General features: G+C 31.5%; 8 protein-coding genes and 1 tRNA gene. 1 reads left to right on the top strand and 8 read right to left on the bottom strand.

The window, feature by feature from the left end; translation table 11 throughout:
* Window positions 1-93: 93 nt before the first annotated feature.
* The 4 genes from N5B56_RS03990 to N5B56_RS03975 all read right to left on the bottom strand — a co-directional run bounded on the left by N5B56_RS03990 (window position 94) and on the right by N5B56_RS03975 (window position 4,877).
* Complete coding sequence (locus tag N5B56_RS03990; protein WP_117908796.1) at window positions 94-354, bottom strand: hypothetical protein; 261 nt, start codon at window positions 352-354, stop codon at window positions 94-96.
* Window positions 347-916: an RNA polymerase sigma factor gene (locus N5B56_RS03985; protein WP_022089921.1), complete on the bottom strand. Its 570-nt coding sequence runs from the start codon at window positions 914-916 to the stop codon at window positions 347-349. The genes N5B56_RS03990 and N5B56_RS03985 overlap by 8 nt, the downstream gene beginning before the upstream one ends.
* Window positions 917-1,112: 196 nt before the next feature.
* The gene (locus N5B56_RS03980) at window positions 1,113-3,032 is read right to left on the bottom strand and encodes an immunoglobulin domain-containing protein (RefSeq protein ID WP_260978424.1); all 1,920 of its coding nucleotides are present in this window, start codon (window positions 3,030-3,032) and stop codon (window positions 1,113-1,115) included.
* Between the two features lie 267 nt (window positions 3,033-3,299).
* On the bottom strand, window positions 3,300-4,877 hold the full coding sequence (locus tag N5B56_RS03975) for a bifunctional GNAT family N-acetyltransferase/class I SAM-dependent methyltransferase (RefSeq protein WP_118565324.1): 1,578 nt from the start codon (window positions 4,875-4,877) through the stop codon (window positions 3,300-3,302).
* A gap of 532 nt (window positions 4,878-5,409) precedes the next feature.
* Between N5B56_RS03975 and N5B56_RS03970 the strand changes: the two genes are divergently transcribed.
* Window positions 5,410-5,480, top strand: a tRNA-Trp gene (locus N5B56_RS03970).
* Between the two features lie 223 nt (window positions 5,481-5,703).
* Here the strand turns inward: N5B56_RS03970 and N5B56_RS03965 are convergent.
* The 4 genes from N5B56_RS03965 to N5B56_RS03950 form a co-directional block, all read right to left on the bottom strand.
* Window positions 5,704-7,830 (bottom strand): hypothetical protein, encoded by a 2,127-nt coding sequence (locus N5B56_RS03965; RefSeq protein ID WP_260978423.1) that lies wholly within the window; start codon window positions 7,828-7,830, stop codon window positions 5,704-5,706.
* Window positions 7,831-8,240: 410 nt separating this feature from the next.
* Window positions 8,241-9,599, bottom strand: a complete 1,359-nt coding sequence (gene radA, locus N5B56_RS03960) for a DNA repair protein RadA (RefSeq protein ID WP_118565326.1) — start codon at window positions 9,597-9,599, stop codon at window positions 8,241-8,243.
* A 471-nt stretch (window positions 9,600-10,070) separates the two neighbouring features.
* Window positions 10,071-10,484: a hypothetical protein gene (locus N5B56_RS03955; RefSeq protein ID WP_022089784.1), complete on the bottom strand. Its 414-nt coding sequence runs from the start codon at window positions 10,482-10,484 to the stop codon at window positions 10,071-10,073.
* A 144-nt stretch (window positions 10,485-10,628) separates the two neighbouring features.
* A complete protein-coding gene (locus N5B56_RS03950) occupies window positions 10,629-13,094 on the bottom strand; it encodes an ATP-dependent Clp protease ATP-binding subunit (protein ID WP_260978422.1) in 2,466 nt (821 codons plus the stop codon).
* Window positions 13,095-13,198 lie beyond the last annotated feature (104 nt).

Genomic DNA, 13,198 nt, shown 5'->3' with positions numbered 1-13,198 from the left:
GACATATACTTATACACAAAAAAAAATAAAACCTTGCAATTTTTTTGCAAAATTTTATTTTTTTTATTTTTTTAATATCTTATTGATTCACTGTTATGCAGCCTTTCGCTTTTTGTGAATAACTCTGATTGCAACAATTATTCCTGTTGTAAGGGATGCCGCAAGCACACCCACTTCAGTAACTCTTCTTACTTTCTTGTTATTCCACCATTTTTCAAGTAGTGTTTCTTCAAATTTTAGCTTTTCAATATCTTCGTCCGGATAATCTGTTTCAACTTCACTTATATCTATTTTACTAAATAAATCAATTAACTTGCTTTCAAAAATCGCATTTTCAATTATTGGATTACTCATAACTTTCTTCTCTCCTCTGGAATTCCTTTTTCATTTTCTTTCTAAGCCTTGATAAATATGAATCTACCGTAGTAACTTCCATATTCATTTCCTGCGCTATCACTTTGGAACTCTGTATGTAAAAATATTTTCTAATAACCAATTCTTTTTCTCTTGGTTTTAAATCATCTAATATATTTTTAAGCAAATTTACATCTTCTTCAATCATTGCCCTGTCTTCAGGTCCTTTGCTTATGGAAACATAATTTTTAAGCATTTCTTCCGCGTCCCCATGTTCAAGCATTATTTCATCTTTGCTTAAATCTCTTATTCTGTTAATCGCCGTATTTCTTGCTACATATTTCAAATATGTCTTAAGTGATGCTTTTTTTAAATCGATTTTATGTGCATTTTTCCATACCTTAAAATAAGTATCATTCAGGCATTCTTCTACATCTTCCGGTCTGTTTCCCACAATATTTGAAATAATGTAACTAAGTAACTTGTCATATTTTCCCGATAATTTATAAAGAGCTTTTTCGTCTTTATTTATCAGCAACTTTAAAATTCTTTCATCTGTCACTTCTTTGTTCTCCTTAAGGATTTTGTACGTACATTAACTTATACACTATTTTTATCATAATCTTGCAAAAAAATCTCTATTTTTTTGAATTAGATTGAATTTGGTTAAAAAAAGCTGCCGCATAAATACGACAGCTCTTCAAATATAATATTTTACATTTACAATTTAGTTTTCAATACAACTTATTTTTCAAGCCTTACTTTAACTTAATCTTTACAGCCTTTGAATATTTGCCATATACTTTTGTTCCATTAACGATAACATACGCTCTTACTTTTGCAAAATATTTTTTATTTGGTTGTAACTTTTTAACTGTAACAGATAACTTCTTTGCATCTACTGTTTTTGTTGTCTTTTTAGCAAATTTCTTTGATGTTGATACTTTTACCTCATATCCTGAAGCACCTCTCACTTTTTTAAGTTTAATAACAACTTTCTTTGCGCTCGCCTTCTTAACAGCTGATTTTATTTTTCCTTTTCCTACTGTAGTCTGTTGTTGGGCAATCAACGTATTTTGTGCATTTGTTGTTGTGTTCGATGCTACATTATTTTCTGTTTGTTTATTTCCTGCTGTATTGTTTCCGGCAGAATTTTCCGGCTTATTTGTAGTTGCCTCTGTCTTCTGCTGTGCATTATTGGCAGTTGTTGTATGTTGTGTATCATTTGCCAAAGTTGTGTTTTCCGACTTGGTTGTTGTTTCAGTTAAATTTGTTGTTGTCTCCGGTTTTGTTCTTTCCGGCTTAGTTGTAATCTCTTCATTTTTATTTACTATCAGCAAAACTTTAAATGTTTTTACATCTAATCCATTTGACACCTGACAGTAATAAATTCCGGCATTATCTTCATTTGCATTATTTATAGAAATTGTTGCATTGTTTTCTCCCTCGATAAGAGCATTTCCATTAAACCATTTATATGTAATAGTTCCGATATCTGAAGAGATTATTGCTCCAATTCCTATTGAAATATTTTCGCCTTCTTTGCAGATAATATTATATCTGTTATTTTCTACATCATAATTTGCAGAATAATTAATTTTTAATTTAACATCATCAGACTTTTTCAAAGTTACTCTAAATGGATTATAGTTTTGTTCGTTGCTACTTATAACAAAATAATAAGTTTTTCCTTTTTCAAGAGTGTCGATAACTACAAAATTCTTTCCATTTCCATATTCATTATAATCAATGTACTTTCCTGTTTCATCATATAAATCACAACGTGTCGTAGGCCCGCTATTTTCTTCTGATTCACTAGAATACATAGCATACTGTCCATCGCTGTCCGGCTCAAATTTGAAAACCATCTGCGTTGTCTCATTTTCCCTAAATGCCACTTTCTTTGAATCATTCAAGAAAATCTCTTCATTATTTTTTTCAAATTCTGATACTGAAACATTTGACAAAAGTTCTATTTCAAATATTTCTGAATTGATTCCATTTGAAACAACACATCTGTACCCTATTGGGCTCTGCTCATTAACCTGATTTATTGTTAACGTTTCACCTTTTTCATTTGGCAAATATGTCAAATTCATATTTTCATCATATGCATACCATGAATATGTAATTGTTCCTGTAGCTGATGTAACCTTGGCATTCAAACTAACTGTCACAGGCTTTCCTAATATTACAGGAATTTTTACATGATTAGATTTGCTATCTCCCAAATAATCAACTTTCAACGAAACGTCAGAATATTTTCTAAGCGTAACGCTTGTGTTTAAAGCATTTCCTGACTCACTTATTATCTGAAAATAGTAAGTCTGTCCCTGTTTCATTTCATAATTTGTACAAAAATTGATTCCTTCTGAATCCATCGGATAAAAATTAGATATTACATCGCCTGTGGAATTTAAGATGTTGCAATGGACACTTTGATTTCCCTCACTAAATAAAGCATATGTGTCTGTCTGTGTTGGTACAAATTTGTATAAAACACTTTTTGAATCTGTGCTTACAACCTGAATCTTCTGACTCAAATTAACTGTTACACTATTTGTAACATCAACACTTGCATATATACCATTAACCTGTGTACATGGTATGTTTGACATAATCATTCCGGCAGCTAAAACACAGACTGCTGCCTGTTTAAATAATTGTTTTCTTAACATAAAACCCTCTCCTTTATTTTTCCCAATAACGTTCTTATTATATTTTATTTTTACTAATCAAACAAGTATTTAAACGAAATTTGCACTAAAGTTTGTAAAATTATTTCAGAAAAATTTGTAATAAAATACGGTGGCAGACAAATTACCGCTATCACCGTATTTTATATTTGATATTTATTGATGATTCTAATCACTTAAATTTATTTTTGTTGTAAAAATTTAAGTCTATTTTTCTCATCTTTAGTTAAGTTCTTTTTCTTAATTATTCTAAACACTTAAGTCTATCTTCTTAATTATATAAACAATTGATGAACTGTATCCTATTCCATGTTCTTTCTCACACGCATATAAATGATAACTCATCCATTTATTAAACTGACTATCATTCATTGCATCAATTTGTTCAGTCATCATAGAACCTATTCCATCCATGGCAAATCTATTTGTAAATTCCATTCCGCTTGAATGAATTACATCTTCCATCTCATCTATGGTAAATGTAGTTTTACTTCCATGAAGAATCTTCATTGTTTTCTTGTCTACATTTTCAGATTTAAGAAAATCAGGATCGTAATTTAAAATTTCATTTGCAAGCATCATATCATTAGAAGTAAATGAAACGAAAACTCTTCCGCCTACTTTACACACTCTGTATGCTTCTTTAAGAAATGACACCTGTTCTTCTTTTGTCTTTAATTTATCCATAGGTTCAACTGCAAGTACAACATCAAAACTCTCATCATTAAATTCTGTTAAATCTATGGAATTAACAGAAGTAACTTTGTGACCTTTCTGTTCAAAATAAGCTTTCTTTGCTACAAATCTTGAGCTTATATCAAGAATATCGCTCTTCTTTGGCAATCTTTCCTCTACATAATAGATCGTTGTCAATATACCAATATTGTAAGAATTCGGAATATGGTTAACTTGTGAAGCTGCCTTTTCCTCTGAGCCCGTTTTTTCTTTTAAATGCTCTGCATAATCGTCTTTTCCCTCTTTAGTAAAATCATCTTCCAATTTATCGCTTATCTTGCATTCAGTCTTTAGTTTCTGTTTTTTCTTATTGTCATCTTGTTTTAAAGATATTTTAACATTATCAGAAGCCGTTCTTTTATTAGTAGCTTCTTGTTTTAATTCAACATCCTGTTCTAACTCATATAAAGATTCTTCTATTCCGTTCGCATTAGATATCTCTTCAAGCATAACTTTTTTCATTTCTATTTTATGAGCTTCCTCGTCTAATACTCTAAGCGCTGCCTGTATATTTTCTTTAAGTTCAATTTTTTCAACAGGCTGAAGTCCTTCAATAACTTCTTCCTCCTGATAACTGCCGGACTTCTGTGAACTTACGGCTTTTTCTACATCGTGGTTAATATTTTTTATCTTCTGAGTCTCGAATTCTTCCTCGCTATTCTCGTCACTATCTAACTCAAACATATCCTTGTCATCTACAAATTCAATTCGTTTTATCATAATACCTGTGCTAAAATGAAATTTATGATAAAACTTTTCCAACTGCTTTGTAGTTCTCCCATCTATCGGAGTTGGATTCGTAGTAACATGTTTAAATTTTCTTTTTTCAACATACAACATCATCATCTTCATAAGGGTTGAACCTACCCCTTTTCCATTATGCTTTTCACTTACAATAAGCATATCAATATGAAGTGAATTGTCTTTCATATGTGAAATATCATTTTCGTCTTTAGAGTTATATGAATGTCCTGTAATTGTTCCAACCGGCAAAACTTCTCCCGGATAAAAAGCCTCTCCGTACACATGATACCCTTCTTCTTTAAATTCAATTCGATAATCCTTGTATATATATGCTACAGTATCGTACATTCCTTTTCTCTCCTTAAAAGTCTCTATGTATATAATATCAAATTTGGCACTTTCTTTCCATAGAATATAATAATAAATATTAGTATTATCTAATCTTTTATTTAAATAAACTTCACGTAAAAATTTTTAGACATAAGTAATAATATAAACAGAAAACATTCATTATCTAATCTTTCATTTTACAATATATAATCTCAATAATTTAAATAAATAATATGTATAAATAACGCCAAAAGAAAATGAGCATTCACAAATCTTTCGATTGCAAACGCTCATTATTTTAAAGAAGTTCGTTAATTGATTGGGGTCTCTAATAAAATATGAAGGTATTTGATATAATTATATTAGGAATTTAACGACTTCTTTCTTCTTTCTCATTGTAATTGAACTGTTTTTATTATGCAACCCTTTATTTTATAGGCAGGTGTTATTTTTTTATTCAAATTAATAAAAACACTTTTATTAATATTTTGTTTGACAATATTCTCTATTTGTGATATAAATATCAAGTGCTTAACGCACAGCAACCTTTAGGGGTGTAGTTCATCGGTAGAATAAGAGTCTCCAAAACTCCAGAGGAGGGTTCGATTCCTTCCACCCCTGTTATAAAAAAATCGTGTTTTTAACACGATTTTTTATTTTTACATTAACTTATTTAAATTTAATTTCATAAACAACACCTTGTAAAAAACCTTCAGTGCTCAAATGACACTGAAGGTTTCATTTTATAAGTTTATAATTCAGCTTGCCGTATTGGCATTAATATATTTCCGAAAATAAATTTAATTATTTTCTTTTATACCGACACTACTTTATAAACATTTTTCTATTTTGTTTTAATAGCTTTTACTTTTGACCATTTACCAAATTTCTTTTTCTTTTTAACAATTGTATATGATCTTGTTCTTACAAAATACTGTTTCTTTTTCTTTAATTTCTTAATAACAATGCTATTTTTCTTTGTTAATTTAGTAATTGTTACTTTCTTTTTAAATTTCTTTGAAGTAGAAACCTGTACCTGATATCCTTTTGCTTTTGCGATTTTCTTAATAGAAATCTTTATACTTTCTTTACCGGCTTTTAAAACATTTCCTTTAACTGTCTCTTTAATTGTTGCATCTTTTGCTGCATTGCCTACTGTATTGTTTGTTGTCGGTGTTGTTACATTATTCTGTCCCGGTAATGTTGTTGGCTGACCTGATTGGTTCGGTTGATTTGGCTGATTTATCTGTGAGTTACCTCTAACAATAATAAATCTTGTATATCCAATACGCTCTCTATACTCTCCATCTCCATCATAACTTACCTTATAAACATCACAATAATAGGAAACAGGATTCTGATATGAATAAATATTAGTTGCTGTTACATTACTTATGTCATAAACTAATTTTGTTCCAAGATTTTCATCCTTTTCATTTGACCATTCACATATATAATTTTTATTAAATGATACTTTTGTTCCATTTTCGTAAACGTCCGGAACAAGTGTCGCTGAACTTCCTTCATTTGCATATACAACTTTCATTTCAGTAACACCTGAAAAATCAGCATCTTCTTTACTAATATGTGCATCTGATTCATCTATCTTTTTCCCGTTTTTATAGATTGCATATGTCCAATATGTACTTGTATCGCCATTTCTATAAAAATCTTTTTCAGATAAATTGTTTAATAAAATAAATCCATCTGAAGAAACTTCCACAGGATCACCATATTCATAATAATAATCGTCATTGCCACTATCATAATATCTCTTTCCTGTATACTTATACCATTTTACAGTTATTCCTTCATTTGCAGGATTAACTTCATTATATGTTTCTGCATTAGCAACATTAGCTTCAAGTATACAACTCTGTCCTGCCATTGTTCTTATCCATATACTCTGTGTTTCATATGCATAAACTCTGTCGTAAATATAAAATGTAGTTGCATCAATAAATTTATCATTTTTTTTGATTATACAACGATATCTTATATTTGAATCTTCATCATATAAATCATTTTGTTCAACGCTATCAATTGTATAGCTTTTTCCTTTTCCTATTTCTTTTCTTTCATCATCATTACATTTATACCAAGTACAAGTAATTCCCTCTTCATCCGGGTCAACTTCTTCTTTTTTATAATTTTCAACTTTAATATTTAATGAAACAGATTCTCCCTGGCTTGCGTATATATTGCCACTATTATCTGAGTTAATTTTATAAGAATATTCTATATCATATATATAAAACTCAAGCGTATCATTATATTCGCCATAACGCCAATCAACTTTGTATGTAACTTCATTAAATATATGCTCCGTTACGTTGTTAACTGTATAAGAACTTCCGGTACCTAACTCGTCAATTTTACTTGTCTCATCATCTTCCATATACCATCTATATGTTATTCCAAGATCTCCTAAATCCTCAATATAATTTCCATATTGATCTTCAGCATATGTTTTCAATTCAACTGTATCACCCACCCTGGCATATACATTAGAACTACAATTTACCCCATTAATTATTGGTGTATATTCTGTTGCAAATAATTCTGTGCTAAAATTGTTATTATCATATTCTCTAACATCTATCTTATATTCTTTATCCTTATATAATGTAGCTGTTAAAAGAAAGTTGTTTGAATCGCCGTCATCACCATCATCATCATGGATAAGTTCTTTCCAAGTTGTTCCTTCCTTTACATACAAAGTTCCGTATGTATCATCCTCTCCCTGTGTGTACAACATATAGTACCCATCTTTTTCAACTGTAAATTCATAACCTACTGTTTCACCCTGAGACGAAATTGGAATTGAAGTATCAATATGAATATTATTTGTTCTGGATGTTATATCCGCCTTTACTTGTGTTGCGTTGCCAAATGTAATTCCTACTGTCAATGTTGCAATCATTGCTACAGTTTCAGCAAATGCAATTGTTCGTTTTACATTTTGTCTCATTGTACTCTCCCTTCATTTATCTGTTTTGTTACTTTATAAGTTCACAAATTTAATGCATAATGTACATATTATTTAGAACCTCACAAAATATTATACATTAATATGTGACATTCCTCAACTGTTTTGTTTAGATATTTTTATAAAAAACCTGAAATTGATATATTCTTCCACTTTACATTTATTAGCAAAATTAAAATCAATTTCAGGTTTATTTATAATTATGTATATACTTTTTTATTTTTTAGTTTTTACAGATTTTATCTTTGTCCAGGCACCATATATTTTCTTACTATTTACAATTAATTATTATCTTATTCAAAATTAATTATTAATTTCTATCGTATATATTGCTAATTTGTAATTTTAACTTTTATTCTATAAATTTTGCCTTATTAACTCTTTTAGTTACTTCAAACTAAATCCTGTGCTTCTTTTACATTACTAATGCCTATTAATTCTATTCCACTAGTATCTTTTAAGCTATCCATTGATACCTTTGGAAGAACACAGCGTTTAAATCCTAATTTTTTTGCCTCAGCAACTCTTTGATCTGTCATTGCAACTGCTCTTATTTCACCTGCCAGACCTACCTCGCCAAAAAATATTGTATCTGCCTCAATAACTCTGTTTTTGTAACTTGAAAGCATGGCAATTACAAGCGCTAAATCAAGACCGGGTTCTGATATTTTCATTCCGCCTGCAACGTTTACATAAGCATCGAAGTCTCCCATTTGAATTCCAATTCTTTTTTCTAAAACTGCCATCAAAAGATTTACTCTATTATAGTCTGTACCAACTGCAGTTCTTCTTGGCATTCCAAAATTGCTTCTTGTAAGAAGTGCCTGTATTTCCACTAAAATAGGGCGTGTTCCCTCCATGAGGCAGGCTACAACTGAACCCGAAGCATCTGTAGGTCTTCCCTCAAGCATAAATTCTGAAGGATTAAGTATCTGCTCTAATCCTTCGCTTCTCATTTCAAATACTCCTATTTCATTTGTAGAACCATATCTATTCTTTACACCTCTTATAATTCTGTAAGCAGCATGTCTGTCTCCTTCAAAATATAGAACTGTATCTACCATATGCTCTAACACTCTTGGTCCTGCCACAACCCCCTCTTTTGTTACATGACCTACTATAAACATTGGAATTGTACTTCCCTTTGCGACCTGCATGAGAGCGTTTGTAGATTCTCTTACCTGACTTACACTTCCTGGTGCCGAACCTACTTCTTCACGATACATTGTCTGAATCGAATCAATAACAACAATATCCGGATTACATACTTTTATCTGTTCTTCTATGGTATCAAGACTTGTTTCGCACAAAAGAAGCATTTTGTCATTAAATTTTCCTATTCTGTTTGCTCTTAATTTTATTTGCTTAACTGATTCTTCACCTGATATATAAAGCACTTTTTTTCCATCATTTGACAGGTTTCTGCATACCTGCAACAATAACGTTGATTTTCCAATACCCGGATCTCCACCTACAAGTACCATTCCTCCAGGCACAATACCCCCACCTAACACTCTGTCTAATTCAGAAAATCCTGTTGAAATTCTTTCTTCATCTGCTGCATCAACTTCATTTATTGCTACCGGTTTACTTTCAAGTATATTTTTTCCCGTAAGTCCCTTTGTTTTCTTTGTGACTAATTCTTCTACAAATGTGTTCCATTCTTTACATCCCGGACATTGTCCTAACCATTTGCTTGTTTCATATCCGCATTCTTTGCAAAAAAATGCTGTTGTTTTTCCCTTTGCCATATTTCTCCTTTTCAATCCTATGGGGGTGAAGCAGGATAAATTTGCCTAAAGTACGCTCGCGCTGCTTGCCGCTCGTAGCGGTTCTGAATCTTTGGCATATATTCTGACTTTTGAACCTACGGTTCCAGTCAGAATATATGCCAAAGATTTGAACCGACGGCGTCAAATGCTCTTTATTCAAATTTATCCTGCTTCACCTTCCGGGCTTTAAAACTCTCGCTTCTTCTCAGTGATTATGCATTCGCCAACTCTTATTCTTTATCTTTTTTTGTTATACCCATGGCTTCGCCATGTAATCACTTCGAATCCGCTTCGCTTCTTCTCAGTGATTATGCATTCGCCAAATACTATCTGCTTTTTTTGCAAGCAAAAAGCAGATATTATTTGGCTCATTGCGTATAACAAAAAAAGTGCCATGTGGTTTGACACTTTTTTAGTTTATTTTTATTTTATTATTGTGCTTATTGATTATTAAATTGCTACAACTTTTACGTGTGTTACAGCTTCTTTATCAGCATCTACACTAATTGTAAGCTTACCGCCTAAATTAGTTTTCATTTTTCCTACTGCTCTGTTGCTGATGAAAACTTCATATTCTTTTTCTGCTGTTAATTCAAGTGTTATCTGAGTCTGTCCTAATCCTTCAACAAAGAAACTTACTTCATCAGCTGTTGCTTTGAATGCATTTACTGCTGTTCCCGGTGTTGATTCATATACAAACATTCCGTTTCTTTCTAATTTAGTAATCTCATTGAAAGTCTTTACTTTGTACATATCACCTGCAACTTCAAAATCTGCAAGCTTTGTCTTCTTATCTAATGTATAATCACCAAAGCTAATAGAACCATCGCTTTCTTTTCTAATCAATTCGCTTACTACTGCCATCTTATCCTCCTGTTATTTTCGCCCGTTAATTCCGTCAGGCGTCCTAGTGTTTTTTTCATTATAACATACTTGTCCGTTTTTTTCTTCCAAAAGTCGTATATAATTTATTAAATTTTTATTACAAATTTATCACTATTCGTTCAATTATTTCTTTAGAATAATAACCTCTTTATTTCTAACTGAAATAGTAATACTGTCTCCATTTGTAACATTTCCATTTAATATTTCATCTGACAATGTATCTTCAATTTTATTTTGAATCATTCTTCTAAGTGGTCTTGCCCCATACTTCTTGTCATAACCTTCCTGTATTATATACTTTTTGGCAGAATCTGCAAATCTGATATCTATATCCATCTGCTCTTTTACTCTGTGTTTAAACTGGTTAAGCATGATGTTTACAATCTTTCCTACTTCATTCTTTCCAAGACTGTGGAACACAATAATATCATCAATTCTGTTTATGAATTCAGGTCTGAAAATTCGTTTAACATCTTCCATGACATTTGCTTTCATTTTTTCATAATCCTGTTTTTCATTTTCTTCTGAATTGAATCCTAATTTTTTAGGTTCCATAATTCTTGAAGCACCTGCATTACTTGTCATAATCAAAATTGTATTTTTAAAGCTTACTTTTCTTCCTTTAGAATCAGTAATGTGACCATCGTCAAGTACCTGAAGTAATATGTTAAATACATCCGGATGTGCTTTTTCAATTTCATCAAATAGTATAACTGAATATGGATTTCTTCTTACTTTTTCGCTTAATTGTCCACCTTCATCATATCCTACATATCCCGGAGGTGAACCTACCATTTTAGAAACGCTGTGCTTTTCCATGTACTCAGACATATCTACCCTGATAATTGCTTCTTCAGAACCAAATACAGATTCTGCAAGTGCTTTTGACAATTCTGTTTTTCCTACACCTGTAGGTCCTAAAAACAAAAATGAACCAATTGGTCTGTTTGGATCTTTCAATCCTACTCTTCCTCTTCGTACAGCCTTGGCTACAGCTTTTACTGCTTCATCCTGACCTACCACTCTCTTATGAAGAACTTCCTCTAATTTAATCAAATGCTTTGTCTCATCTTTTGTTAATTTGCTTACCGGAATTCTGGTCCACATTGAAACAACTTCCGCTATTTCACTTTCACCTATTACAGGTTTATTTTCATATTTATTTGTGTTCCATTTTTCAGTAACCTTATCTAACTTAGTCATTGCCTTGTCTAAATTAATCTTAGCTTCGCTTCCCGTCTTAAAGTCACCCTTCTTTATGGAGTCTTCCAACATATTTGTGTAAAGTTCCACATTGTTTTCAGCATTAATAACTGCTTTTGTTTTTGGTGTTCCTTTAAGTCTTGCCTTTGCACATGCTTCATCAATTAAATCAATTGCCTTGTCAGGAAGGTATCGGTCATTAATATATCTTTCAGATAATTTTGCTGCTGCATCAATTCCTTCTTCTGAGATTACAACGTTATGATATTTTTCATAAGTCTCTTTCAAACCATTTAAAATTGTAATTGTATCTTCTACTGATGGTTCATCCACCATTATAGGCTGAAATCTTCTTTCTAATGCTGCATCCTTTTCGATATTTTTTCTGTATTCATTTATTGTTGTTGCTCCAATTATTTGTATCTGGCCTCTTGCAAGTGATGGCTTTAATATATTTGAAGCATCCATAGAGCCTTCTGCACTTCCTGCTCCTATGATTGTATGAATTTCATCAATAAAAAGAATAATATTGCCTGCTGCCTGAACTTCATTTATTATTCTTTTAATTCTTTCTTCAAATTCGCCTCTGTATTTTGAACCGGCAACCGTGCTTGTCAAATCAAGAATAAATATTCTCTTATCGAGCATTGTTTCAGGGACTTCACCTGCTTCAATTCTCTGTGCAATTGCTTCTATAATTGCTGTCTTACCTACACCCGGTTCACCTATAAGACATGGGTTGTTCTTTGTTCTTCTACTTAAAACCTGTATAACTCTCTGGATTTCTGTTTCTCTTCCTACTACAGGGTCTAATCTCTTTTCATGTGCATCTCTTGTTAAATCTCGTCCAAACTGTTCTAATGTAGGCACATCTGACCTTCTAACCGGCTCTTTTCTTCCCTGCTTAACATATGCTCTAAATTCATTAGGGTCTCTATCTGTAAGTTTTAAAATATCTATGCATAAATTCTTTAAATTTAGACCAAAACTTGTTAACATTCTATTTGCCTGACATTCTGAGTCAGCAATTATTGCTAGTAAAACATGCTCTGTACCGACTTCATTTACTCCCATTCTTCCTGCTTCAAGTTTTGCTCTATCTAAAACTCCCTGACTTCGGGATGTAAATTTTAAATTATTTCTTGAAATTCTTCTCTTCGTTTTTAAAATATCCTGCTCTGTAATGTCTTCGCCTATTGCCCTGATTATATCGTGAGCTTCAAGTTCATAATTGTATAATATATTCGCAGCGACACCGTCAGTAACCTTTGCAAGCCCACCTAGAAGATGCTCTGTTTCTATATAATCAGCCTCAAAATATACAGCAATATCTTTTGCATATTCTAAAGCCTGTAAAGTCTGTTTTGTATATTTTTTGTCCTCCATTGCTTTCCCTCCTATTCTGTATTTATTGTATCAGACATTTGTGATTTATTTGCAAATATCTTTATTATCATTATTTTAATAATTTAATAAAACTGTGATTATTA

This window comes from Eubacterium album (assembly GCF_025336545.1).
GTDB lineage: Bacteria > Bacillota > Clostridia > Lachnospirales > Lachnospiraceae > Eubacterium_U > Eubacterium_U album.
This window is presented reverse-complemented; position numbering and strand designations above follow the sequence as displayed.